This is a genomic window from Mesorhizobium sp. LCM 4576 (assembly GCF_001854815.1).
GTDB lineage: Bacteria > Pseudomonadota > Alphaproteobacteria > Rhizobiales > Rhizobiaceae > Mesorhizobium > Mesorhizobium plurifarium.
Map to the genome: position 1 here is coordinate 99,928 of NZ_MDDT01000021.1, position 26,640 is coordinate 126,567.

A 26,640-nucleotide genomic window follows, 5' to 3' on the forward strand; every position below is an offset into this window, starting at 1 on the left:
CGCTGCCGCGTTGGCGAGATTGACCGGAAATGGTCGCGCCAGTCGCGTGACTTTGCCGGCGCTGCACCGTCAAGCCAGCAATCCCCCTCGGRCTGCGCGCGCTCTGTCTAACAAGGCAAGGTGGGCACCTGTTATTCATGACCCGGTTAATCAACTCCAGCCAGACGCCGGAGCGCAAACCGGTCAAATAGCCGTTTTGCACCGCCCCATCGCGGGGCACCATCAACCCGCTACCGCTGCGGATCCTCTCCGGCATAGCGTTGCGTTTCGGTTGAGCGTTGTAACAGATCCTTCCAGAAAATTCACAGAGGCTTTGCAACACCAAATCGCTAAAATGGTAGGAATCCCAGAGGCTGTTTGAGGTCAGCGAGGTCAAGCCGGGTGCATTTATTTCCGCTCACAAAGCCGCGACCTATGAGCACGTCGCGTGCGAAGAGCCTGAGGCTGGCTGGGAGAGGCGGCCATTTACGGCGCGTTGCAAGGCTCGCAGCGCCGCGAGACTCGTGCCGAATAGATTGGCATGCGGAAAGCCCATCCCAACTGATCGCGCCCGGCCGGCATGCCAGATAGCCGGGTGGGTTGTTGGCGGAGATTTTGATGCCGGAATATGACGTGCTTTGCATCGGCAATGCCATTGTCGACATCATCGCGCAGTGCGACGAGGCCTTTCTCGAGACCAACGGCATCATCAAGGRCGTGATGAACCTTATCGACGCCAGACGCGCCGAACTGCTCTACAGCCGCATGGGCCCGGCGATCGAGGCTTCCGGCGGCAGCGCCGGCAACACCGCCGCCGGTGTCGCCAGCCTCGGCGGACGGGCCGCCTTCTTCGGCAAAGTGTCGAGCGACGCTCTGGGCGAAATCTATACGCACGACATCCAGGCCCAGGGCGTGGCCTTCGACACCAGGCCGCTTACAGGCCGGCCGTCGACGGCGCGCTCGATGATCTTCGTGACGCCGGACGGCGAGCGTTCGATGAACACCTATCTCGGCGCCTGCGTCGAGCTTGGTCCCGAGGATGTCGAGGCCGACAAGGCGTCCGGCGCCAGGGTGACCTATTTCGAGGGTTATCTGTGGGATCCGCCGCGCGCCAAGGAAGCGATCCGCCAGACGGCCAGGCTGGCGCACGCGGCGGGCCGCGAAGTGTCGATGACGCTGTCGGATTCATTTTGCGTCGACCGCTACCGCGACGAATTCCTCGAGCTGATGCGTTCGGGCACCGTCGACATCGTCTTTGCCAACAGCCACGAAATCAAGTCGCTCTACCAGACCGCTTCCTTCGAGGAAGCGCTCGCCGCCATCCGCAAGGATTGCAAAATAGCCGCTGTCACCCGTTCCGAAAAAGGCTCGGTCATCGTGCGCGGCGACGAGACCGTCACCATCCAGGCGACAAAGATCAAGGAATTGGTCGACACGACCGGTGCCGGCGACCTCCACGCCGCCGRCTTCCTTTACGGCTACACGACCGGACGGAGCCTCAAGGATTGCGGCGACCTCGGCTCGCTGGCCGCCGGGCTGGTGATCCAGCAGATCGGCCCGCGCCCGCGCCAGAACCTGCGCAGCGAGGCCGAGCAAGCCGGGCTGCTGTAGGGGCGTGCCAGGGRCTGGCGCCCAAATCCCCGGAGCTCAATGGCGCTGGTCGTGAAGGCTGAAATGGTGGTGCTTAGACCCGCCGGTGATGACGGACTTTRCCGCTTGAGCAGGATGCTACGGCCGGCATTCCTTGTYGAGTCCATCTTCCGGACAACAATCGTTTGGCGCCATGGCGCTCGCGGCGATCTCCAGGCGCGCGGCATCAGGCAATCCGACTTCACTTTTCGGTGATCGCGAACACCTTTATTTTCGGTCTCATGCGCACTTGGCACCGACAAGTAACGCACGTGGCTGAATTCGGTGGGGTCGCCCACAATCGATAGATCTGAAGATATATCCCCCTACCGGGTACGCTGATCTGCATCTCGTCGAAATCCAAGTCCCGGTGCGACGCGCTTCGTCACTTGGAGTGCATTTCCGACGGACGGCTATGATCGCAATCATTCGACGGTGACTGATTTTGCGAGGTTGCGCGGCTGGTCGACATCTGTGCCCATGAAGACCGCTGTGTGATAGGCAAGAAGCTGTAGAGGCAGCGAGAATATCATCGGCGCGATAATCTCGTCTACAGCTGGCAGCACGATCGTGTGCATCGTGTCGAGCTTCGATGCGGTTGCTCCTTTTTCGTCGGTGATGAGGATAATCCGCCCTCCACGGGCGGCCACTTCCTCCATATTGGAGACTGTCTTGCTGAAAAAGCGATCAAATGGCGCGATGACGATCACCGGCATGTTCTTGTCTATCAATGCGATCGGACCGTGCTTCAATTCACCCGCCGCATAGCCCTCGGCGTGGATGTAGGAAATCTCCTTGAGCTTGAGCGCACCTTCCATCGCCAATGGGAAACTGGTGCCACGGCCAAGATAGAGGACGTCTTGATACTTGGATAATGCGCGCGCCAGAAGCTCTATCTTAGGTTGGACGCTGTTCAGGACCTGGCTCATAATGCGCGGCATTTCGGCAAGGCTCCGGACCAGCGCCTGCACCTCATTTTCGGTTATCGTTCCGCGGGTCCGGGCGGCGCTGACGGCAAGYGCGGCAAGAACGGCGAGCTGGCAGGTGAAGGCCTTGGTGGAGGCGACGCCCATCTCCGGGCCGGCAAGGATCGGGAAGACCGCGTCGGCCTCCCGAGCGATACTCGATTCGGCGGCATTGACGATCGCACCAATTTTCAGTCCAAGCTTCTTGCAGTATCTCAGCGAGGCCAGCGTATCGGCGGTTTCRCCAGATTGCGAAATGAAAAGAGAAGCAGACTGGGGCGACAACGGGATCTCGCGGTAGCGAAATTCGGACGCAACGTCGATTTCGACTGGCAGGCGAGCATAGCGCTCGAACCAGTATTTTCCGATCAGTCCGGCGAGGTAGGYGGTGCCGCAGGCAGAGATCGCCAGGCTCGGAATGCCGGCAAAATCGAAGCTAGGAACTGCATCGGCGCGATTCTCTATCAAGCTGACATAATGGGCGAGCACATGGCCGATGGCCTCAGGCTGTTCGTAGATTTCTTTCTCCATGAAGTGGCGATGTTTGCCCTTGTTGGCCAGATAAGCCGCGGCCATCGAGGTCTGACGCGGACGCTCTACGGGGTAGCCGTCGAAATCGAAGATATCGGCACCCCCCTTGCCGATTACGGCCCAATCGCCGTCTATGAGATAGGTGACTTCATTCGTGAAGGGGGCAAGCGCGATCGCGTCGGATGCCAGAAACATCTCGCCGTCGCCGTGGCCGATTGCCAGGGGTGGTCCGTTGCGCGCTGCGATGATGCTCGACTGATCATCCTCAAAAAGGATGGCGAGCGCGTAGGCGCCCTTGATGCGTTTCAGCATGGCATGCATCGCTTCGCCCCGCCCCATGCCCTCCTGGCGGTGTCTTGYCACGAGATGCGCGACGACCTCCGTGTCGGTGTCGGTCTGGAACTCGGCTCCCGCCGCTGTCAATTCCTCCTTCAGCTCGGCAAAATTCTCGATGATGCCGTTATGCACGACGGCCACACCGCCGGTAAAGTGCGGGTGCGCATTGCCTTCCGTTGGAGCTCCGTGGGTTGCCCAGCGCGTGTGGGCGATGCCGATGGTGCCGTTCAGCGGCTCTGCCTTCAGCCTCGTCTCGAGATTGACGAGCTTGCCCTCAGCGCGCCTGCGCTGCAAGGCACCCCCGGTGATCGTCGCAACGCCGGCGGAATCATAGCCGCGATATTCCAGACGCTTCAAGGCGTCGACCAGCCRCTCCGACACGGGCTGTTGCCCAACGATACCAACAATCCCGCACATACCGTCGCCGACTTCTCTCCGGCAGCCTCAGTCGACGCACCAATCACGACGAGGATACCCAACGCGCTGTAATTCAGGATCCTCTAATGGGATCTGGTTAGGTCGGTAAAATTGATTGTTTGAATAGCAATCATCCAGCCGATAAATGGACCAAAGATGCACGACGGCATATCCACAGAGYCTTCGCCTGTGCCATGACGGTGGTGGCGGAGACAAGGGTTTGCATCCGGCCCGATAGCGACCTTGCCGCGGTTATCCTCGGCGCCACCTATGCCAACATCACAGGCCAAGGACACTGAAGGGGYATTTTTCTGAAGCTCTCGCGCGCCAAATACGCTCAATCGTGATGGTCTCCTCACACGTATGAGCCTGCCATTGGAGGTGAACCTTCATGCCGCAACTGCCTGTGCATTTTGCGCAGGTAGATCAAAGAGGGATTCTGTTCCTCAGAGGATTGATGATCGTGAGGAGGCCAGGAGCGTCACCGCCTGAGTTTTGGTGCGCACGCCGAGCTTCTTCTTGGCATTGTCCAGATGGAAAGYGGCCGTACGCTCCTTGATCCCCAAGATGCAGCCGATCTCCCAGGCGGACTTGCCCCTCGCCGTCCATTGCAGGCATTCGTACTCACGGGGCGTCAGCGAAACACCATCCACCGCCAGACCACCTGAAAGCTTGCGGCGAACAGAGATGTGAAAGCACATCGCCATAATCTCGAGCGCCTGTTCATATTGCTCGGCGGTGCGCAGGAAGGTCGGATCGAGCCTGTCTGCCGCGAAGGTCATGGCAGCGGCACYGCCGCGGCGATCGACAAGTGGGATCGTCAATCCGCAGCAGATGCCAAATTCGGCAGCCTCATCGAAATGCTGTTGCTGTCGTGTTGAAATGCCGGCATAGCCGAATCCCGGTCCCCACTGAAAGGGACATTCGCTGCATCTTGCCCATTCTATGACTGGGTCGATCCTTTCATATTGGTGGCGCAAGTAGTGCGACGTCCAGCCGGAATGATAGTTCGATATCAGCCTGGGTTTTGTGACGCGATCAGACACCAGAGAGAAATAGGCGAATGCGGGAATGTCGAAGGCGCCGGCGGCGCTGGTCAGTGCGTTATTCGACTTCATCAACGCTCAAAGACAACTGATCCAGCAAAGTTTCGAAGACGAGCTGCATTTTCTCCTGCGGCTGTTTTCAATTAAACCTGGGACTTATATTAGCAGCCACGGCGAGCAGGCTCGCCCCGAGATATTCGACGCTGGAGAAAATTGACCGCGGTGACTACTCTCCCGACCTTCGATCATATGAAAAGAGGTGCCTGCGACCTCGACGCCGGCTGCCGTAAGCCGCGGGTCCGAAGCTGCCATTGTGGGCGGTTRCCATGGTGAATGGAAATATCGAAGCTCGATGTGCCATCCGGATATGCAGATGACCTCCTTCTCGAACTGTCGATTGCCGGACGCGCTACAATCACGCAGATACAGCGGGTCAACAAAGGCGCCCTGCCGGCGGGGAGGTACACCGRCAGGGCGCGCCGCACAAACGCCCCGGTCGTTGGGCAACAGGACAGCGGCGGYAGAACTGATTTGGTTACCGCTTGCGATCGAAGTCTGAAGCATGCTCTAGAATCTGACGGCTTCAAGTTTAGCAGTTTCGGTCGGCTCGGCGTGAAATGCACTATCAACCCGTCTTCACCAATGGGACATCAATGGGCGACCAGTTCTAATGCCAGCCTGACGTCAAATGTCTGGTCCGTGGGAAAGTTCATCCCAGGCACCACCACATTGGTTACCCGAGACGGCGTCGAAGCCGGGGCTCGCTTCCGTCAGCGTTCTGTTCATATCCCATTCTCGGCCTTCAGCGCGCGATAGGTCGTCTCGATCGATTTCGCAGTTGCGTCGGCGATTATGTCGATCTCCTTCCGGGTTATGATCAAAGGCGGGGCAAAGCCGAGGATATCGCCGTGCGGCATGGCGCGACCGATGACACCGTTCTCGAACAGAGCAGCGGCGGCGCGAACGCCGACCTGAAGATCGGATTCAAACGGTATCCTCTGCTTTGGATCTCGCATAAGCTCTACGGCGGAGAGGATTCCGACACCACGAACCTCACCGACGATAGGGTGTCCCGCCAGTTCGGCATTCATACGTRCATGCCAATATGGTCCGACATCGCGTACATGCTCCAGAATATTTCTTTCCTTTAKGAGTCGAATATTGGCGAGCGCGGCCGCAGCGCAAAGCGTGTGACCCGAATATGTCCAGCCATGGCCGAGGGCGCCGTGCTTCTCTGTTCCTTGTTCCAAGACCGACCAGACGCGGTCGCCAATGATTGATCCGGAGATGGGCAGGTAGGCCGAACTCAACCCTTTGGCGATGGTCACGAAGTCCGGCCGCATGCCATAGAGGTGGGAACCGAATTTCTCACCGGTTCGCGCGAAGYCGCAAACCACTTCATCGGCGATGAGAAGGATATCATACTTATCCAGCACCTCTTGAATGGCTGTCCAATATCCCTTTGGAGGCGGGACGATACCACCTGTCCCAAGCACCGGCTCGCCTATAAAAGCCGCAACCGTCTCCGGACCTTCAGCGAGGATGAGGGCTTCAAGTTCATCGGCACAACGGCGGGAGAACGCCTCCTCACTTTGGCCGTCATGCGCCTGGCGATAATAGTGCGGCGTCGTGGTATGGCGCACCAGATCCAACGGCAGGTCGAAGAAATTATGGAAGAAGGCAAGGCCCGTCAGGCTCCCTGTGACCAGCCCAGACCCGTGATAACCGCGATGTCGCGAGATGATCTTCTTCTTTTCAGGACGCCCTAGAATGTTGTTGTAGTACCAGACCAGCTTGATGTTGGTTTCGTTGGCGTCGGAACCGGAGAGGCCGAAAAAGACCCTTCGCATGTTCTGACCAAAATACTCGACCACAGCCTCTGCCAAGAGGGCGACTGGCTCTGTTCCTTGWCTTGCATAGACATGGGCGAACGGCAATTCGTGCGCCTGCCTGGCAATGGYCTCGGCAATTTCCGTGCAGCCATATCCCATGTTGACGCAGTAGAGCCCACCGAAACCGTCGAGGCTCTTTCGGCCTTCGGTATCCCAGATGTACACGCCTTCTGCACCGGCCATGATCCGATTTGGAGTCTCGCCTCGGCTGTGCTTGGCCAGATGCGTAGACGGATGAAAGACGAAGCTTCGATCCYTTTGTCTGAGTTGCTCCGTTCCCAGATTGCTCAACCGCATAGTCATCTCCTCGCGATGGATTGGCGGAGGGCACTCGGCAGGCCGCCTCCTTAGCAATTACCATACCGCAAACGCCTCTCCAGTTTCGCGGGAATGCACATCATTCGTCGGCGAATTTCGCGGAATCGCGATCAAAAGCCGTGGAAACCAAGCCCTCGGCGTTGATCGTGCCCACTGGCGTGGTGTAGCTGACGGCATTGGTCGCCGTGCTCTCCGGCATGGGCCGGAATGATCAGCGCGYCACTGCGGRCAGGCTGATGAGCGGATCATCGCTCATCTGGCTGATGGTTTCCAGCGTCATGTATCTGGCGCGCTGCACGGCCCATTCGTCGTTCTGCTCGAGCAGCAACGCGCCAACGAGACGGACGATGGCCTCATCATTGGGGAAGATGCCGACGACCTCGGTCCTGCGCTTGATCTCGCCGTTGAGACGCTCGATCGGGTTGATGCTGTGAAGCTTGACGCGGTGCTCTTTCGGGAAAGTCATGTAGGCGAGCACGTCGTACTCGGCCTCGTCCATGATGGTGGCGAGCTTCGGCACCTTGGGCCGGATCTGGTCGGCCACGGCGCGCCATTGCACGCTTGCGGCTTCGGCCGTCTCCTGGACGAAGGCGGTGGCGATGAAGGCCGAGACGACGCGGCGGCCGCTCTTGCCGGCATGCGCCAGCACGTTCCTCATGAAGTGGACCCGGCAGCGCTGCCAGGTGGCTRAGAGCACCTTCGTGACCGCCGCCTTGATGCCCTCATGGGCGTCGGAGACGACGAGCTTGACCCCGCGCAGGCCGTGCCGGGTGAGCTTGCGCAGGAACTCCGTCCAGATCGGTTCAGCCTCGGAGGTGCCAACCTCCATGCCCAGCACCTCGCGCCGACCGTCACTGTTGACGCCCACGGCGATGATGACGGCGACCGAGACGATGCGGCCGCCGCGGCGCACCTTGAGATAAGTCGCATCGATCCAAACGTATGGCCAATCGCCCTCGATCGGCCGCTCGAGGAAGGCCTTGACCTTGCCATCGATCTCTTCGCACAGCCGCGACACCTGGCTCTTGGAGATGCCGCTCATGCCCATCGCCTTGACCAGATCATCGACCGAGCGGGTCGAGATGCCTTGGATATAGGCTTCCTGGATGACGGCCGTCAGCGCCTTCTCGGCCATGCGGCGAGGCTCCAGGAACGAGGGGAAGTAGGAGCCCTTCCTCAGCTTGGGGATGCGCAGCTCGACCGTGCCGGCCCGCGTCTCCCAGTCCCTGTCGCGGTAGCCATTGCGCTGGGCGGAACGCAGCGCGCTCTTCTCGCCATAGCCGGCGCCGGTCGCGGCACCCACCTCCAACTCCATCAGCCGCTCGGCGGCAAAGCCGATCATCTCGCGCAAGATATCGGCGTCGGGGGTCTTCTCCACGAGCGTGCGCAGGTTCATCATGTCGTCGGTCATCGGTGGTTCCTTCGAATCAGGTTGGWCTCAGCAACCCGACCTTACCGGGGAACATCGATGACCGCCGCTACGCCGCTCGCTCGCTACAGCGCTGTTGAGGGCGCGCTCGCGAGCGGCTTCGCTACCGCCCAGCTACACCACCTGTGGGGACGCGACCTCGACGTTTACCGTCGCCTTAGCGCGGGCATGGGAATTGGTGAATTGAAATCCATAGGTTTGGTCACGCGAACGCTGGTCGAGATTTGCTGACGGACGCCTTCATTAACGAGATCAGCGAAACCGGCCCTTTATTGCATGGGGGCGCTGCCGGGTTCTGTTCGCGCGCGTATGTCAGCGAAGATACCGCATATGGTCGGGAGATGGTGGTACGAGATGCGCCGTCCGTAGACCACCGTGCTGGAGTTCAGCAGAATCTGCCCGATGGCGTCCCTCGCGTCGTCGGAATAGGTTCGGCCATATGTGAAAGCGAACAAGCACGACGACCGCGACGCCGGGTCGGCGACGCCACCACGATGCGCTTCGTGCCGGTCAAAGCAATGTCTGGTGGCGGAGCGGACGGGCGCTGTTCAACAATCTACGCACAGTTTTGCTAAGTTGCGAGCTCTGGGCCTTGGCTGGGAGCCACGAACATCGAATTTCCGGTGGACGCAGCTTGGCCCAGTCGTCATTGCGTGTAGCTGGCGTACCCGTTACTGCACTGTCTCAGTTGGCTTACGAGCTTACGAGATTGCTCTCGTTGCCGAGCGCACAAACTTTTCGTCGGGACGAATGGAATGCATTCGCAATTGCGGCCACGGGGATGCTCATCGCGATGAACACCTGAGAGCACGAGGGACAAATTATAGCCAGCTATGGCCAGAATGGCGTTGAAGGCCAGCCGGCTGGGCCGGCAAGATAGTTGCTGCCTGTCCGGTGCTCGGCCTTGATGTGGCCGGTCACGGACTCGATGGCCGAGTGGCGCCGCACCTGGCCTTGATGGYCGGGGTGACATGGCGCTTCTGGYCCGCGGTGCAGCTCCTAAGCTTGCGGCTCTCTTCCGCAGTAGTGTGACCGCGCTAGCGCCGCATGGCCGTCGTCACATCGCAGTCGCTCCAGGACGCGCTCTAAATTTTTCTTTCATATAGGTCTGATCGGGCTCGCCGAGGCTCGGCTCCCGTGTCGTCACACCAGTAGACCCTTCCCTCGCTAATCCAGAAATGGCTTAGACATCCTTTGGTTCTCCAAACAGAGGGATGCAACGTTGGCCGGCCCTCCACGCTCACCTCAATGCGCCACCTGGGGTTATGTGGCGGATGCGTTGGTAACGAAATCACATCGCCACACCCACAGGGGCACCTAAAGAGCGCCCAGTATGGTCGACCTTTGTGCACGACGCTGATGAACTGTCCCGGCCGAACCGTGTCATTCGAAGGCGTTTTTTCAACCACATCACTGCGCGCGAAAAATATGTCCGCGGGTGGTGCGTCAGAAGGATTTCGGTCCTCGTACGTTTGTGGACTGCGTGGGCCGAGAATGATTTCCTCTACCCACTGCAAGAATCTTAACARCCAAGACCACATGTGAATCAACACAGCTGGCCGAGTGACGGCATTCTGAGCCGATAGCCATTCTCGGGTTCGAGCAATAAACCGTTTGGACCGCAGCAAAAACAATCTGTGTTGTCCTTGGGCATATTGCTGTAAATTATCATATGCACGAAGTCGTACCATATATTGTCGCGGCGAATGTCGCTCGGAAGCTGCCGATAGGGGCGCACCAGATCAAACAATGCCGCGACGGCCATGTCGGCAGTCGCGCTGGTGAAGGGGCCGACTCCGGGCGCCCGCTCCCCGCCCCCGACCAGATAGTACTCTTCCCGGAGCGTCTCTGGATCCAGCTCCACCAAATTCGGACGCGCCTTCAGTGCACTCTCGTAACTGAGCTTTTCCTCGGTGACGACGCCTTGGCATCTTAAGCACCCACCAGATTCGGGAAGAACTGTGCTAACCCGGCCTCTATGGTCACGTAGGTACGGCTGACGCTCCTGGTCAACACCAATATTGCCGGTGAGCCCGCAGTCGATAAGCCCTTGGCAGTAATAGTACACTGCTTGATTGAGAACTTCTCTTCCAGCGACATCGTCTGTACAGCCGAACACCAGGTCGGCGCTGGAAATCGCATCGACCGCTTCTGGAGACTCGTTCACATACGCCTCAATCGCAACGACCGTCAGCATCAGGCCCAGATCGCGGATGTATCGCGCTAACGTGGCCGCTTTGCTCTCGCCTACATCGCAACGGCGATATCCGCGGACGCGGTTGAGATTGGTTTCTTCGAGCAAATCGCCATCAATAACGATGAGTTCGCCTACACCCGCGCGGGCGACGAGAGTGGCGACTGAAGACCCGGTTCCGCCACCTCCGACGATTGCTACGCGCAACGATCTGAGCTTCTCGTTGAATGGTTCGCCAAAGGCAGCTTCTTGACGCCTTAGYAGTTCCGATGGCACAGCGTYGCCTGTCTCGTTGATGTGAACTGCGAACTCCGTCCCGAGCACACAGACATGYCGGACGTCAGTCACGCACTGAGGAGCCGCACCCGGCCGAACTCTTGCACGCCACTGTCCGTCGGCCAAAATCATCGCAACAAGCGATACTTCAGGGCCATTGCAGCCAGCGTATCCCCTCAGAATGCTTTGTTCGTTCTGATCATCTTTCGTGGAGAAACCCAGCATCCCCCCTGGATGACTATGTGCGAATCCCAACTCAAGCCGTTCCTGCTCGCAACGAAGGTAGATATCCTGAAACTTGCGCAGATTAATGCGCAAGTGAACCGGGGAGCTGTCCAACACCCAGTCACCGTCCATCTCAATCACATCAACGGCCACAAAACGTGTAGACGCAGGCAGACCCGATACAGTCCTGTCCATCTTGCGAAAGAGAACCAGAGCGCCCCGTTCGTGACCGCCCAGATGCCCCGTCAGCCAGCTCTTCAGTCTGCCGTCGAAAGAACCGGTAATTGAAATGCGATGTCCGTTCATGAGCGCCTCGCGTCAGGGTACTTGAACGCCCATGAGATCCGGTCCATAATTGTCTTGATGTTGTCGACTTTTGGTTTCCAAGGATTGTTATGCCAGTGCCTGGACCACCGACAGAACACTAGGCCGTTGTGCGTACGCGAATCCTCATTGGGATGAGGCCCGCCAGTATTTGGTATTGGCTTTCCATCAGCCCGATAGAGGCGCGGGTGAACCCAGAACATGTCCCCGCCCGAGCTATTGTAATTCTGCGGAATTACATACAACACATCGACCGCATCGGCGGGCTTTTCATCTACCATATAGATGTCTTTCGGCAGCGGAAAATTCTTGAATATAAGAAAACGGGCGCCGTCTTCTTCCTCAAATTCCACGCCAGCTTTGTGAAGTATCTCGTAGTCAGWATCGAACAACAGGGGCATTATTGATTTCCGGCTTCGGAACTAGCGTCCTGRGCGTAGAACTTTTCAATGCCCGGAGGCAGCAAATCGATTGAGTCACCGCGCCCAACCGGCTGACCGGGCTGGCCCGGCCTTTTCACATAAAGATCCATGCTATCTGGTATGCCAGGGCCTAAGCCTCGCACTTCAGCGCCGGTTATGAACTGGTTGTCCCACTCGTAATTTTCGTTTTCGATTTTGAATTTGAACTTCTCTTTCGGAGCCATAGGCTTCGATCCTTCTCTCGCAGTTGCTTGATTTCCGGGTTGCTCGGCGGCATCATCCTCTTGCCGCGTTCGACTGAGGAGACGCCGACCAGCCGCCTCTTATAAGGGAAGCGTCCCTTTGTGTTTCACGGGAATGCGCGTATTTAGCCACGGAATTCGCGGAATGAAGATCCAATCCCGTGGAAACAAGGGCCTGGGGAGTTTACCGTTGCGTTAGCGAAGACAAAGGAATCGGCGCATTGGATTTCACGGGTTTGGTCACGACAAGGCTATAATATTGATCGATCCCTAGACCTGCCTGCAGCAATCTCTCCATGAAATCCTGATAGGTAGCCATGGAAAGGGTTGCGACGCGCATCAGATAATCGATCCGCCCCCCGATGGCCCAGCAATCCAGGATTTCCGGAAATTGTTGGATCGCAGTCTCGAAATGTCTTTGGTCCTCGAGGCGATGACGATCCAACACGACCTCCACCATGACAAAGACCATGCCACCGACGAGAGCCGGACTCAGCCGCGCGTAAAACCCTTCAATAATGCCTGCGGCTTCGAGTGCACGGAGCCGCTCCGAGCAGGCCGACGCCGAAAGATGGACGCGCTTCGCAAGCTCGCTTTTTGAAATCCGACCGTCCGACTGAATCTCCGAAAGAATCCGGAGATCCCAGGCGTCCAGGCGCATAGGATTGAGTTTCGAGTTCATAGCCTTCTGCTTCTAGCTAATCGCGTCGTCGACCATGGAAATGATGCCAACAAACCGAGCCTAGGCCAGGAAGGCTCAAACGCCGATATTGCGTGCGATACTGTCGGCCGCCATGCGCTTGCGCCACTCAAGAGGCCCGGAAGTGTGAATGGAGTTTCCCTCAACATCGACAGCCATGATGACGGGCATATCCTGCACCTCGAATTCATAGACTGCTTCCATGCCGAGATCCTGAAAGGCAATGAGCCGCGCTGACTTGATTGATTTTGATATCAGGTAAGCAGCCCCGCCCACTGCGATGAGATATGGCGTTTTGTGTCTTACGATCGACTCGACGGCAGCCCGTCCTCTCTCCGCTTTGCCCACCATCGCGAAAAGCCCGGTTTTCGCGAGCACCTTGTCCGTAAAATCGTCCAAGCGGCTGGAGGTTGTTGGGCCAGCCGGACCGACGACCTCATCTCTCACCGCGCGGACGGGTCCAACATAGTAGATAACGCGTCCCTGCAGATCGAACGGAAGCGGCTTGCCGGCGTCGATCAACTCGACCATTCGCTTGTGGGCGGCGTCACGGCCTGTCAGCATCTTTCCGGACAGAAGGAGCGTTTCACCACAGCGCCACGATGCCGTCTCTTCCTTCGTCAACGCGCCGAGGTTGACTCTTCGTACGCCGGCTGGACTCAATTCGTCAGTTCCAATCTCTGKCCATTCGCACAAATCGGGCGGCTCCAGCCTGATTGGTCCAGAGCCATCCAAGGTAAACTTGAGGTGCCGGTTGGCGGCGCATTGCGGAATGAGCGCCACGGGCTTGGACGCCGCATGGGTAGGATAGGTCGCAACCTTGACATCGACGACTGTCGTCAGGCCACCAAGGCCTTGGGCGCCGATGCCCAGCGCGTTAATCCGTTCATAAAGCTCAATCCGCAGTGCCTCCTCCGCGCTTGAAGGGCCCCTGGCGATCAATTCCGCCATATCGATGGGCTGGTTCATGGCTTCCTTGGYCAGCAGCATCGCCTTTTCAGCGCTACCACCGATGCCAACGGAGATTAGTCCGGGCGGACACCACCCACTGCCAAGCGTCGAGACCRTGTCAATCACCCAATCGGAAACAGAGCCGCTGGGGTTCAAGGTGGTAAAGCGTGCCTTATTCTCCGATCCGCCGCCTTTTGCGGCGATGGTGATCTCAATCTGGTTCCCTTGTACAAGGTCGACGTGGATGACTGCTGGAGTGTTGTCACGGGTGTTGACCCGTCCGGCGAGCGGATCGGCAACGATCGATGCCCGAAGGGGATTGTCAGGGTCGAGATAGGCCTGACGGACGCCCTCATTCACGAGGTCTGCGAAACTGACCCTTGATTTGATGCGGGTGTCCATGCCGACCTTCGCGAAGGCCACCACAAAGCCGGTGTCCTGGCAGATCGGCCGCCGCCCGAAGGCCGCCATGCGGGAGTTCAGCAGAATCTGCCCTATTGCATTCTTCGCCRCTGGACTCTGTTCGCGCGCGTAGGCCTGCGAAAGAGAGCGGATATAATCTGGAGGATGGTAGTACGAGATGTACTGAAGGGCGTCTGCCACGCTCCTTGTGATGTCTTTGCCGGCGATGGTCCGTGTTCTATTTCCCACCGGATCTCATCCAAATGAGCCGAGGCCGTTGACCATTTTCAGGATCTGGAAGCTCCGCACCCCCTGCTCGCCGCCTTCATATCCATAGCCGCTCTGTTTGACGCCTCCATAAGGCGCATCCGCTGAAACCCCTTTCAGGTAATTCACACTGACAGCGCCCGCCGAAAGGCCGTTAATCAGCTTCTGTTGCGCTTCGGCAGCGCCACTGAACAAATACGCGGCCAGGCCGTAATCGGTGGCATTGGCTTCCTCGATGGCCTCTTCGAGCGTATCGAACGGAGCCACGGTGAGGATCGGTCCGAACGGCTCTTCATGAAGCACTCTGGCATCCTTCGRCACGCCCGTGAGGATGGTTGGCGGCCAGTAAAAGCCCGGTCCGTCGAGGCGGGTTCCACCCGTCTCGACGCGGGCGCCGCGATCGACCGCATCCTTGGTCAGACGCTGCATGGCCTCGATTCGCCGCGCGTTTGCCATCGGTCCCATCTCCGTTGCAGGGTCGTCTGGCGCGCCGATCCTAATCTTGCGGACCGCTTCCGTCATCCGGGACAGGAATTCCCCGTAGAGGGGCCGAGCGACGAGGATCCTGCTGGGCGCGTTGCAGCTCTGGCCCGCGCACTCGAACTTGTATTCTGAAATTGCCGGTATGGCCTTTGCCAGGTCGGCATCCTCGCACACAATGACCGGCGAGTGGCCACCGAGTTCAAGAATGCAACGCTGCAAGTTATTCGCGGCAAGCCTGGCCAGCTGTTTTCCAACTGCGGTTGAACCCGTGAAAGTCAAGACCTTCACGATTGGTGAACTGAGCAGATGCCGCGATATATGGACCGGTACACCGAAGACCAGATTCACCACGTCATCCGGCATGCCTGCTTGGCGCAATGAATCAACGATATGGACAGCCACGCTCGGTGTCTCTTCAGCTCCTTTGAGGATCACCGGGCAGCCTGCARCCAGCGCGGGGGCGAGCTTGCGGGCGATGAGAACGGCCGGATAGTTCCAGGGCGTAAAGGCAGCAACGACGCCGAGCGGCTCCGGGACGATCATCCGGTTCGGCCCCATCGGAATAGGGGCCGACAGCTCTTCGGCATGCCTGCCGTTCCATTCCAGCGTTTCGACGGCACGCGTGTACTCACCTGTCGCTTCGGCAATCGTCTTTCCTTGTTCAACCGTCAGGTCCCTGGCTGCTGATTCAATCTTCGTTGCCAAGATTCTTGCGGCTGCTACCAGGATCTCGCCACGTTCTTTTGCAGGCCGTGAAGACCAAGTCTTGCGGGCGCGTTCTGCCGAAGCCAGGGCCTCATCCAGATCCGACACCGTCGCCGAGGCCACCGAGGCAAATACCTTTTCCGTTGCCGGATTAATCACCGGCAATGTGGCTCTCCTACCACCGGCCCGCCATTTGCCGTTGATGAAGAGCTCGTGGCTCCTGGCGTCGGACATCGCGTGCTCCACTTGTGTGAATTCCAGCCATGCGAGTGCCGTTCGACGTTGAAACCGGCAACATGCTTGAGCCAGTTTCATCGCGACGGTCGCGTCGGGTCAAATATCGATTAGTGCCGAAATCCATCTGGAATCCAGATCGATCTAATCCAATGGCAACAAAGGTCGTGTGTTATAGATCGACGGCTGTCAGGCCGCGTCAGGAGCCGCGGCTGCCCAGTCCCGGCTMACAATTAATTCTCTGGCGACCTTGGGGATGAGCTTGCGGACCGCGGAGACGGCCGCGGAACGCTCATCTTTAGGATTTACAGCAAGCACAACCGAGCGGGTAATCACCGGATCGACGATCTTGACGGTCCGCACCAGCCCTTGAGAGGCTTCTTTCTGGACCGCGGATGGGGCCAGAATAGAATAGGCTTTTCCCTCTATAACCATGTTGATGATCGTTGAGAGCRAGTCCACTTCAAACTCGACGTCCAGCGCGCAACCGTGTTGTGCCACGACGTCAGCCACAGAACGCCTGACGTTGTTATTGCGCATGGGAACGGMCAACGGGAACGCATGCAGGTCCGCCAGACATATCGACTCCTCGAAAGGCGGCYCACCTGGCGGCACCACCAGACAGAGGTCTTCGCGCGCCAAGACTGTCATTCGCCCCACACTGTCCGCGGTGCGGTAGAGAACTGCCAGATTGAAGCGTCCAGCAGCCATCCACTCCTCTAGCGGTCCAGTCATACCCTCGACCATCTTGAGGGACACTTTGGGCAGTTCGTTTCTTACCGACTCAAGCAGCGGGCCGCTTAGGACTCGAGCAGCTCCAGACGKAATGCCAATAGTCACCTCCCCCGCCGKGGCAGCAGCTGTGTTGGTTAATTCCACCTCGGTAAGCCGAATTTCCTTGAGAATAGCCCGCGCTCTCTCGAGCAGTTTGGCTCCTGATGCCGTCACGCTCACCCCGGTCCTGTCGCGTATCAGCAGCTGAGTGCCGAAGCCTTCCTCCAGTTGACGCACGTGGAGGCTCAGCGCGCTCTGAGCGACGTTAAKGAGTCCAGCGGCCTTCGTAAAACTGCCTGYTTCGACCACGCCAACGAAATATCTTAACTGCCTAGTTTCCACGATACACTGTCCAGCCGGTGARCGAACCCAGCGTGTTTAATACCTATCTTGAAACGAGATAGGAGGCAATGCAAATCCACCCTTCGGCAGCACTGCGAACAGCTTGGCGACGGATTCCGATCCGCTCAGTTCTCACCCGCCAGTGCTATCAGTTCGYGCGCGCGCCGCACCACTGGAGGGTCGATCATCTGRCCATCGAGGGAAAAAGCGGATGCTCCCCTCGCAGCAGCATCGTTTTCCGCGGCAAGGACACGGTGAGCCCACTCCTTCTCCTGTGTACTTGGCGAGAAGGCCTCATTGAACACTGGCACCTGCGTTKGGTGGACTGCCAAAGCTCCAGCGAATCCAAGCCGCCGTGCCTGCACGGCGGTATCGCGAATTCTGTGCTTATCCGAGAAATTGCCAATGCTTCCTACAAAGCCCAATGGCAGCAACCCAGCCGCGCGAGCGGCAAACAGGACGGAGAGGTTGGGACCCAGGAGCAGGTCAAATTCCGGCACGCCCCCAACACACGCGCAAAAGTCTTCAGGACCGAGCGCCATCGCAACCACGCGGGGGTGGGCCGAGGCGATAGCTCTCAATCTTTGCAATGCCCCAGGAGTTTCGATTTGAACAAGGAAGCGAATATGCCCCTCGCTGAGATTTCTCTCTCGCTCGAGTTCCGAAACCGCGTTCGCGATCTCTACTATCCAGTCCGCCGACTCTGCTTTAGGCAGAACCAGCGCATCAACGCCCGCAATGATGGCTGCGTCGAGATCGGCCGCCAAGGCCCGCAAACCAGAATTGACGCGAACCAGTACCGACGCGCCCTCGCGGCCAACTTTCGGCACGGATCGAGCAAGCAGGCAGCGTGCCYCCCCCTTCTGTTCCAGAGGAACGGAGTCTTCGAGATCGAGTATGATTCCGTCGGCACCGCGATCATGAGCTTTTTCCACAAAGCGCGGAATATGTGCCGGAACAAACAGCAAGGACCTCCAGCGTGGAAGCCATTTGGCGTTTCTGACGATGGTATTGCCCTGCCTGCTCATGGCATCGGGCCCTTCGGTTGGTTTGGATGAGCGAGGTCCATTCGCGTATAGGAGAACGGGCCAAGGCTGACGTCCGTTGCCAGTTGGGATTGCCCTGACATGAGCAGGGTTCTTCACCCGCRCGCTGCCTGCTGGCGCAAACGTATCTCGACTTCGCGGCGGACAGCCGCCGTATGAGCGCCAAGAGCCGGAACCGGGCCTAGCGTGGGCTRCTGAGCGTTCACGATCGCAGCGGGCGCTATTGCCTCAATTACCCCCTCGGGCGTGCCGACATRCACTCTGCGGACATGCGGGTGCTCAGAAACAGCTGCAACTTCGTTCAGTCGCCCATATGCAAGCCCCCCCGCTTCGAGCTCTTGCATTGCCTCTACGCATGAAAGTTCAGCAAAACGCTGTTCGATAATTGCGTCGAGGCGCGCGCGATTATTGAGCCGCTCCATGTTGTCGGCAAAGCCAGGTGYGCGTGTCAGTTCGGGCTGCTTGAGGAACTTCTCGCAAAAATTCACCCATTCCCGGTCATTCTGCACAGAGAAGATGACATCTTTGCCGTCCGAGCAGCGATAGGCGCCGTATGGAGCCAAAGAGGGATGTTTGACCCCAGCGCGTACCGTCTCGTAGCGGCTGTACTCGTGCTGCAGGACCGGCACATTCATCCAGTCAGCGACAGCATCAAAAAGGGAGACGTGGATGCCAGCGCCCTCCCCCGTCCGTTCCCGGTGGAACAGCGCCTGCAGAATGGCGCTGTGGGCTGTCATGCCTGCCGAGACATCGCAGACCGATACCCCCACCCTTGCCGGTCCCTGTTGCGTTCCCGTGATCGCACACAAACCAGCCTCAGCCTGGACGATGAGATCATAAGCTTTCAGGTGGGAAAAAGGACCTTCGCTGCCGAAACCGGAAATGTCGCAGGTAATCAGCCGGGGGAAGCGGCGACGGAGATCCGCCGAGCCAAACCCCAGTTTCTCGATACTGCCCGGCTTCAAGTTCTGGATGAAAACGTCCGCGGTGGCGATCAGCGCCTCCAGAAGGACGCGGTCTGCCTCTGACCTAAGGTCTAGGCAGACAGACTCCTTGCCGCGATTGAGCCAGACGAAGTAGGCGCTTTGCCCCTTCACCAACTTGTCGTAGTTGCGCGCGAAGTCGCCTTCGGGTCTCTCGATTTTGAAAACGCGAGCACCCGCGTCCGCAAGCCGAGATGAGGCGTAGGGCGCAGCTACCGCCTGCTCAACTGCAACAACAGTGATTCCTTCAAGACAATTGCTCATGCCAACACCGCGCACATCAGCTGGAGGTATCTGTTTGAGGTCGACGACGGTCCAGCATCGCAAATAACCGGCTCTGTTCGTTCCCCACAATGGAAAAACCCTCGTCGACGCCCATGCCGGGCTTGGCGAGCATCATGTCCGCCTGCGTTGCCACCGCTATGTGGACCGTGGCCTGGGCGGAAATATCCGTTTCGCTGCAGCTCCCGCCAACATACGCCCCAACCTTGTTGGCCTTGCACAGGAGAACGGCGCGCGCAGTGTCGGCCAATGAACCAACATCAGGGGTTTTGATCTGCACCAGATGCGTTGCTTTGGCTTCGGCGAAGAGGCGCACGTCATCGAGGGTGTTGCACCTTTCATCAACGACGATGCGGGCGCTGGAACCCCTCTCATCCAAGATGGACACTATCCGCGCGTAATTTTCGATCTGGGCTTGGGTGGAGCCAAAATCTGCAGGGGACTCGATGTTGAGCGCGAAACCAGGAATGGTGTCGGCCACCTTGCAGATAAAGTCGGCTATTCGTATCGGCTCAAGGCCGATTTCCTGGCCGATCCAACCATACACATCGAAATGCAGGACTGGCTGATAGTCTGGGCTGCCGATTTCGCGCGTGCGCTTTGCTACCCATTTCACAAATTCGATGAATGCTTGACCGCCGACGCCAAATTTCTGACGCGAGTTGATCAGTCCGTGYGGAAGTACGTCCACGCCTCGCAGGATCATCTTGTCGACGTTGATGTCGCGAGCGTCACCACTCTGACAGTATATCGGGACCCTGCGCTGAGGCAGCGGCAGGCCGAACTCACTGCATACTATTTCCGCCATTGTCTTGCGATGAACATGAGCGGCTGCCCGCAGAAGCGCCTGCGAGACGCCATATTCGATAGAAAGGGGAAGCCTTTCACCTTCGTATGGCGCACACACTTTGTCACAGGCCTCGGTATACCGCGAGGGGTCAAGATCAAGCAGTCGCGGCGAGACGATGTGGGACGTCCGATCAGAGATGGTGGCATGATCGAACAGCGCGTCGCGCCCGCCAGCGCCCGAGTACTGGACACCCATCATGTCGCCCCACAAAACAGCTCCGTCGGAAACGACAAGCCCGATGCTCAGAGAAGATGCAGGCACCCGAATCGAGCTGAAGCCCGGCGTTACCGGTTCACCGAGGTAAAAAAAACCATCCTGTGCTGCGCCCTTCCTGATGGCAGCCTGATCGTCGTAGAAGAAGGCGCCGTTCCCCGGCGCAAGAAGCACGTCAACTATCTTCATCATTTTACTCGATTCGAGGCGTAATCGGGCAGCCGTAGGTGCTGTCGAGTGTCAGCCACTATGCTCTAGCCAGCATTGTAGGCGCCAATATAAAGTCCATTCTGGTGCCATCGTGTTTCAAGATGCCGCGCAGTCGGATGTGYGAAGCCGTCGAAGCCGTCGTCGAAAGCCCCACCCTGAGCGAAAACATTGTTCCGGCCCTGCTCACCGCCCGAATAACGGTGAACATTCGCGTTGTTCGCTGCTAAACAGAGACAAATGCGCTCGCCGCGCCCGTTATTGGGTTCCTGGTTCCCAAGTTTTCCTCGAAGGCGTCAACCATGATTTTAGAATAACTGCCGCTATGCGCGGCGTAATTCTCATTTTCGCTCCTTGCCAGGTTACCAAAGGAAAGGATATTGACGCATCTGGTCGAAGAGACGTTGCTGGAGCGCGCGGCGGCGGTTTCGCTTTCAGACAATTCGCCCTTGCTTAGGTTCGGTTTAGGCCTTCCGCATGTTCCACATCGGGACGACCACCGGCATGCTGATGAGGCCGGTCAGCGTCTTACGTCGGGCGATCGGCAGGAAGTATTGCCCCAATCTCACATCGCCCACAAAGTCCCACCAGATCCCTTGCATCTTGCGAGYAAGTGCCTTGCGCTCTTCGAGCGTTGCGACATCTGCCCATTTCACCCGAAGAGCCTCATATTCGTCGTTCTTCGGCCACCCGTACCAGGCCTTGTCGCCGTTTGCAGGGAGAAAGGGTGAGGCGAACGGATCGCCGAGGGCATACTCGGACCCGGTCGTGATGAAGATGTTCCAGCCACCGTTCTCAACGGGGCCTTTGTTCGCCCGGCGTTTGGCAATCCCGCCCCAGTCGCTCGGCGCGAGCTCGGCATTGACCCCGATCTTGCGCAGCGCGGCCGCAAGGAATTGCGATGCATTGCTTGCTTCCATCCAATCCGTGGGCTGCAGGATGACGACCATCTCGCCAGCATAACCCGCCTCCTTGAAGAGTTGCTCGGCCTTCTTCGGGTCGCCGCCCTTCTTATACCATCCCGTGTTTTCGTCGTTGGACACGAGAGTATCGTTGCCGAATATCGAGGTCACTGGGCGACCACCGTTCGGCCCCATGATCTTTATGAAGGCCTCCTGATCGATTAGGTGAAGTACCGCCTGGCGCGCTTTGAGATTGTTGAACGGCGGCTGCAGGAAGTTCATGCGGAGGCATCCGTCCCACCCGGTCTTCTCCAGAACCTGCAGTTCAAGATTGGGATCGCTCTCGATCGATGAATAAAGGTCAGCTGGCGGCGTTTCGATGTAATCAACCTCACCTGCCTGCAAGGCCGCCACCGCCGTCTGTTGGTCGGCGATAACATCCCAGATGACGCGATCGACGTTGACTATCTTCCCGCCGGCCAATCCGTCGGACGGCTCCTTGCGCGGTACGTATTGGTCATTGCGATCATAGGTGATGCTCGCGCCTGGCTTCGCCAGAGCTTCATTGAACTTGAACGGTCCCGATCCGATATTCGCGGTCACCTGTTCGGTTGCGGGGCGAGTCGCGTCCTTTTCGCGCATGATGAACAAGCACGATCCAGCCAGTGTTGCTAGCATATCGATCAAAATCCCAAGCGGCTCCTTGAGCGCGATTGTGAAGGTCTTGTCGTCCTTCTTTGAAATGTCACTAGCCCGCGCCATGATCAACTGCCCGCCGGGATGCACCTGGCCCCAGCGACGGATCGAGGCGACACAGTCCGCCGCGGTGACCGGGGTACCGTCGTGCCAACCGAGACCATCCCGGAGCTCAAACGTATAGGTCCTCCTGTCATCTGAAACACCCCACCTCCCCACCATTTGCGGCTGCGGCATGAACTTCGAGTCAATTGAGAAGAGATTGTCGTAAATCGCGAGACCATGGTCCTGAGTGACGGTAGTGGTCGAGACGATCGGATCAAGGACGGCAAGGCCAGAGCCCTTCACCATACGCACTGTGCGCAGGGCGGTTGGCACCGTCTGCGCCCAAAGGATTGATGGAATCGGAAAGGACGTTCCCGCGGCAATACCCACCTTGAAAAGGTCACGTCGAGAGATTCTCATATTAGTTCCCTCTTGGTTAGGCGCGTCGATTTGCGAACAAATACCGAGATGGTCGGCCGCGGCCTTTCGCGACGCCTAGCAGCATGGGCGTGTGACCGCCTTGGTCGCACGCTTGCATCTTGTCCGGTATGGCCGAGCGACCGGAATAACTGAAACGTTGGCTATTGGAGGCATCGTCAATACCAAGCTCAACCCGTTCGTTAGCTCGGCTCCGCCTTTGTCGCGACTGTGTCGAAGTGAGTGATATCGAACGAAGCCAGCTTCTTGGTCCCGAACCTCGCTTCCCCCCTCTTGCCTCGTCGCGGAACCGAAGAAAGTCTCAACGCTGAGCACCATCACGTTCCCAATCTTTTCGTTCTGCGGCCACAGCTCCATGGATTAGCCGATTGTTGATTGCGTGGCAGCTTGCGTCAAATTCAGTTTGTGTATCATCGCCATCTAGCACTGAGATGGAGCTGGCAAGGTCTGCACCTCATGCCGGACGGCGGCGTCCGACAATCGACGTGCCTGGCGCAATGGCGGGCGACTTCGACTTACCGAGCGCGGGCGTGCCAGTTGGCGCGGGTTGACCACTTTAAGGCGTTGTGATCCTCGGTGACTGGCGTGCGAACTCGTCATCTTTGCCCTCAACCGACATGACTGACGGTTAATCGGACCACGCTCAGTTGCGTGCTGGCGAGCGCGCCGGCCAAACCCCTTGTCCACGACAAATCGGCCCTCCGAGCGGCGTCTGCCCTTCGCCACGCCCTTCGGGGCGAATGGCACTTACGAACAGACCTTTCTTGAAGTTCACTAGACCATAACCGCAGGCACTGAAAATATAAATTAAGCTTAGGCTTACTCACTCCGAGCGGCCGGTTTGCTCATCCAGAAAGATTGGTGCACGCGTGTTTCGAAACTTCGGAGTTCAGAAGGCGAGGTACGCCGCCACATCAGCCGACTGCGCTGAACCGGCGCACGACATTCTCGAGCATGCGGGAAACCGGTCCCTCGGAGCCGTTTCGCCACAGGCTGCCGCAGAAAGTGATCGATCCGACGGAAAAAACTGCCCCTCCCTTGGGTTTGTCGAAATACACAATTTCGGCCCTCAACTGGGGCTCATTGGGCAGTACCTTCTGAGGTGGATCGCCCTCGATTGTGCCCCGACGCGCAATGTACTCTTCTGGAACCAGCATGAAAGAAGCAGGCTCATCCTCCGATCGGGCAAGGATAACGGCATTCTCCGGTGTCCCGAGCGCGGGATCCGTGCAGTCGAGCTCGTAGCCCGCGGCGCCACCACCCGAAAGGCCATAGTCTCCGATAACGTCCTCGTCGATTCCCTCGAAGATCCAAGCATGAGCCGGATCGCGCGATGCCGGCAGGCGGCGATAGTATGTGCCCTCAAAATCGCCTTGGCCCACGAAACCGACCCCTACGAGCATCTGCGGTGGACGCCGATTGCGCCTCCACAGTCCGCCTAACTGGCCGTCAAGCGCATGAAAATATTCGCCTGGCTCTGCGGCCCAGACGCGCATGCCGCCCTCGGCGCGCCTGAGTTCGAAGAGATGCGGTGCCTTCTTGTCACGCGCAATGCGCCAATAGAAGCCATTGCCGCCGAGATAGGCCAGTCTCCCGCCGTTCTCAGTGTACGCCTGCAAGGCGTCGAGCGTGCCGTGGGTGTGATATTCGGGATGCGTTCCCGTTAGTACGGTGCGATATGGGGTGAGAAGGTCCACACCTTCATCGTCCAGATCCTCATCCGTCACAATATCAAACTGAAAGCCTTTAGCCTCGAGCCACGCAAGGATATGCGTGTCGGYCGGATAATGCCGCAAGCCCGAGCCGCGCTGATCATTGATGCTGAYGAAGCCTGGTCGCATCGTCAGGATTGGACGCAGGCGCGAAGTAAAGGTGATGCCGCTTCCGTCGCGATGGAGGTTGTAGGTCGAGCCTCCGTACTCCGGATGCTGATCGGGATTGTGCGGATAGGCACCCCATTGCCTGACACGCTCAAGATAAGCTACGTCGGCCCCACCTCGCCGATCATTGGCGTAGGCCTGATAGGTGAACGTCGGAGCAAGAAATGCGATCTGCGCGAAAGGACCCTGGCGCTTTGGGAGGACGTAGAAGGGCAGCCAGTCCTCACCGTCAAGGCAAGTCAGGTGAAACGCGTAGGCGCCGCTGGGGATATCCTTCGGAACGGTCCAGGTGAAACTAGGCTGCCATTGGCAATCGTCGAGATCGTCGTCGTGGAAATGGATGGCCGCGTAATCGCGCGGAGCATTGCGCCAGCATACTTCTCGCCCGCTCCATTTCGCGCCAACTACCGCGCGCATGGGCTGGTTGACGAGCCGCCCGTGATATTTCCCGGGCCCTACATCAGTCACTCTTGAACTGTCGATCCCTTGCGAGAAGTCCCAGGCGGCGAGCAGTTCGCCATCCAGCCGTTCCACCTCCGCCAAAGGATTGGCAAAGGCTTCAACGCAGCCGCGCAAAATCGCCGGATCCTCGAGTTTGCCCGTGAAATGGCGTTGCGGTGCGAGCGCGCGTTCGGCCGCGAAGAGGACTGTGCCCGAAGAAGGCAGGCTCAGACCTGCGGCGTGCCTATTGACCTTAACAAGCTCGCCTTTGTCGAGCGGCTGCTGTCCGAGCACCACGCGCCCGGAGGCTGGGTCAATAGCGAGCCAAAGGCGATACCACGCTTTCGGTTTGAGTGRCACCTTCGTTGCAAGCTTAAGCGACCCTTCGGGCCATACAATTGAGGCCTCAGCGCCAGATGCGCCGATGGAAAGAACGACGGCGTTGTCGCCCGCCTCCTCTGCCAATACAGCAGCCGAGGGACTGAGCACGCCCGGCTGGACCAGCAGCGTCCAGGTGCAGGCCGCGCTCCGATCTCTCACAGGCCCGCTCTTAATGATGCCATGCGAGCCGAGCTTGACCTCCTGTCGGCGTCCCTCATGGGTTTGGTCTAGAAGATCCGACAAGTCCTCGAATCGCATTCCTCGGCCCTGAGGATTTGGGTCGCCGCTGATAACGCGCAGGAGACGCGCGCGATAGGGCCCGGGTTCCCGAAGGCTCACGTGCGCGACGAATGTTTCCCCTKGGCGGTGGGAGAAGCGATCTAGATAGCCGGTGATGGGGACTTCGGTCATATCAAGTTCACCTTCGTTCTCGATATCGCGCACGGCCAAGTGGATCGGCGATTTATGCGAAGAGTTGGCGCGTTCAGCCAAGCATCAAGCGTCCACCGGCCTGCGTCAATTTTCGTTTTTGTATTGATACCATCTGGGAGCGAGATTGACCGGATCCCCTCCTGATGCGCTCGCTCAATATAAGTTATTATGCAAGCGCCGAAAACGCAGCGAGGAAGTGATCGATGACGCCCCGGGTCACCGGGCGTCAGTCTGAGAAGCAGGAAGACGAAAACTCCGACCATCGCCATTACGGCCATGGGTCGAAATAATCTTCGCAGGACGTAGCCGCCATTAAGCTGAGGCTWTCCGCATGTTCCACATCGGGATGATCCGTGGCATTCCGATGAGATCGGTGAGCGTCTTACGGCCTTACGGCGTGCGATTGGCGAGACGTATTTTCCCAATCTCACGTCACCAACGAAATCCCACCAGACCCTTTGCATCGAGGACAAGACGCGGCTGATCGAGTTTGGGCGGTTTGCGACCCTTTCACGACAGCGGCGTGCCGAGCGGCGACCCGAGACCTTCGCCTTTCTGGGCTTCACCCACTAATGCGGGCGGACCCGGGATGGCCGGTTCATCGTGAAGTACAAGACGGAAGGGAACGCCTGACGCGTAAGCTGACGGCGCTGCGCCAGGATGCCTGGCGGCTCATGCACGCGCCAATGGCTGCGCAGCACAGGTGGTTCGCCGCCGTTCTGCGTGGACACTACGGCTACTACGGCAGGCCCCACAACTAT

The 26,640-nt window shown here is 58.6% G+C and carries 18 protein-coding genes and 1 pseudogene; 2 read left to right on the plus strand and 17 right to left on the minus strand.

Features of this window, described 5'->3' with window-relative positions:
* The first annotated feature begins 597 nt into the window (after window positions 1–597).
* Window positions 598–1,590 carry an adenosine kinase gene (locus tag LCM4576_RS12025; protein ID WP_071032291.1) on the plus strand — a complete coding sequence of 331 codons (993 nt, stop codon included), beginning with the start codon at window positions 598–600 and terminating at the stop codon, window positions 1,588–1,590.
* 443 nt (window positions 1,591–2,033) lie between these two features.
* Here the strand turns inward: LCM4576_RS12025 and glmS are convergent, their stop codons facing one another.
* From glmS to LCM4576_RS12050, 4 genes and pseudogenes are all read right to left on the minus strand, one after another.
* The gene (gene glmS, locus LCM4576_RS12035) at window positions 2,034–3,857 is read right to left on the minus strand and encodes a glutamine--fructose-6-phosphate transaminase (isomerizing) (RefSeq protein WP_071032293.1); all 1,824 of its coding nucleotides are present in this window, start codon (window positions 3,855–3,857) and stop codon (window positions 2,034–2,036) included.
* A gap of 446 nt (window positions 3,858–4,303) precedes the next feature.
* Window positions 4,304–5,024 (minus strand): annotated as a pseudogene (locus tag LCM4576_RS12040) (LuxR family transcriptional regulator).
* A 661-nt stretch (window positions 5,025–5,685) separates the two neighbouring features.
* Window positions 5,686–7,092: an aminotransferase gene (locus LCM4576_RS12045; protein WP_071032336.1), complete on the minus strand. Its 1,407-nt coding sequence runs from the start codon at window positions 7,090–7,092 to the stop codon at window positions 5,686–5,688.
* 232 nt (window positions 7,093–7,324) lie between these two features.
* Window positions 7,325–8,524 (minus strand): IS256 family transposase, encoded by a 1,200-nt coding sequence (locus tag LCM4576_RS12050; RefSeq protein WP_071032294.1) that lies wholly within the window; start codon window positions 8,522–8,524, stop codon window positions 7,325–7,327.
* A 57-nt stretch (window positions 8,525–8,581) separates the two neighbouring features.
* Between LCM4576_RS12050 and LCM4576_RS12055 the strand changes: the two genes are divergently transcribed.
* Window positions 8,582–8,773 carry a hypothetical protein gene (locus tag LCM4576_RS12055; protein WP_042646718.1) on the plus strand — a complete coding sequence of 64 codons (192 nt, stop codon included), beginning with the start codon at window positions 8,582–8,584 and terminating at the stop codon, window positions 8,771–8,773.
* A gap of 854 nt (window positions 8,774–9,627) precedes the next feature.
* On the opposite strand, the gene LCM4576_RS37720 is transcribed toward LCM4576_RS12055, so the two are convergent.
* The 13 genes from LCM4576_RS37720 to LCM4576_RS12115 all read right to left on the minus strand — a co-directional run bounded on the left by LCM4576_RS37720 (window position 9,628) and on the right by LCM4576_RS12115 (window position 25,939).
* Complete coding sequence (locus tag LCM4576_RS37720) at window positions 9,628–10,083, minus strand: DUF6527 family protein (RefSeq protein ID WP_407067372.1); 456 nt, start codon at window positions 10,081–10,083, stop codon at window positions 9,628–9,630.
* Window positions 10,084–10,088: 5 nt separating this feature from the next.
* Window positions 10,089–11,543 (minus strand): ThiF family adenylyltransferase, encoded by a 1,455-nt coding sequence (locus LCM4576_RS12060; RefSeq protein WP_071032295.1) that lies wholly within the window; start codon window positions 11,541–11,543, stop codon window positions 10,089–10,091.
* Window positions 11,540–11,962, minus strand: coding sequence for an E2/UBC family protein (locus LCM4576_RS34675; RefSeq protein ID WP_083361377.1), 423 nt, complete (start codon window positions 11,960–11,962; stop codon window positions 11,540–11,542). The genes LCM4576_RS12060 and LCM4576_RS34675 overlap by 4 nt, the downstream gene beginning before the upstream one ends.
* Entirely contained in the window at window positions 11,962–12,207 is a 246-nt protein-coding gene (locus LCM4576_RS12070) for a multiubiquitin domain-containing protein (RefSeq protein WP_042646724.1), read from the minus strand. Before LCM4576_RS12070 ends, LCM4576_RS34675 begins: the two co-directional genes overlap by 1 nt.
* A gap of 202 nt (window positions 12,208–12,409) precedes the next feature.
* Window positions 12,410–12,907, minus strand: coding sequence for an Lrp/AsnC family transcriptional regulator (locus LCM4576_RS12075; RefSeq protein WP_042646726.1), 498 nt, complete (start codon window positions 12,905–12,907; stop codon window positions 12,410–12,412).
* A 75-nt stretch (window positions 12,908–12,982) separates the two neighbouring features.
* On the minus strand, window positions 12,983–14,527 hold the full coding sequence (locus LCM4576_RS12080; protein WP_071032297.1) for a fumarate hydratase: 1,545 nt from the start codon (window positions 14,525–14,527) through the stop codon (window positions 12,983–12,985).
* Between the two features lie 6 nt (window positions 14,528–14,533).
* A complete protein-coding gene (locus LCM4576_RS12085) occupies window positions 14,534–15,967 on the minus strand; it encodes an NAD-dependent succinate-semialdehyde dehydrogenase (RefSeq protein WP_071032298.1) in 1,434 nt (477 codons plus the stop codon).
* Window positions 15,968–16,156: 189 nt separating this feature from the next.
* Window positions 16,157–17,083 (minus strand): LysR family transcriptional regulator, encoded by a 927-nt coding sequence (locus LCM4576_RS12090; RefSeq protein ID WP_071032299.1) that lies wholly within the window; start codon window positions 17,081–17,083, stop codon window positions 16,157–16,159.
* A 125-nt stretch (window positions 17,084–17,208) separates the two neighbouring features.
* On the minus strand, window positions 17,209–18,111 hold the full coding sequence (locus LCM4576_RS12095; RefSeq protein WP_071032300.1) for a CoA ester lyase: 903 nt from the start codon (window positions 18,109–18,111) through the stop codon (window positions 17,209–17,211).
* A 113-nt stretch (window positions 18,112–18,224) separates the two neighbouring features.
* On the minus strand, window positions 18,225–19,376 hold the full coding sequence (locus tag LCM4576_RS12100; protein WP_071032301.1) for a CaiB/BaiF CoA-transferase family protein: 1,152 nt from the start codon (window positions 19,374–19,376) through the stop codon (window positions 18,225–18,227).
* A 16-nt stretch (window positions 19,377–19,392) separates the two neighbouring features.
* Complete coding sequence (locus LCM4576_RS12105; RefSeq protein WP_042646762.1) at window positions 19,393–20,646, minus strand: methylaspartate ammonia-lyase; 1,254 nt, start codon at window positions 20,644–20,646, stop codon at window positions 19,393–19,395.
* 482 nt (window positions 20,647–21,128) lie between these two features.
* Window positions 21,129–22,727 carry an ABC transporter substrate-binding protein gene (locus LCM4576_RS12110; RefSeq protein WP_071032302.1) on the minus strand — a complete coding sequence of 533 codons (1,599 nt, stop codon included), beginning with the start codon at window positions 22,725–22,727 and terminating at the stop codon, window positions 21,129–21,131.
* Window positions 22,728–23,659: 932 nt separating this feature from the next.
* A complete protein-coding gene (locus tag LCM4576_RS12115; protein WP_198540235.1) occupies window positions 23,660–25,939 on the minus strand; it encodes a N,N-dimethylformamidase beta subunit family domain-containing protein in 2,280 nt (759 codons plus the stop codon).
* Between the last annotated feature and the right edge of the window lie 701 nt (window positions 25,940–26,640).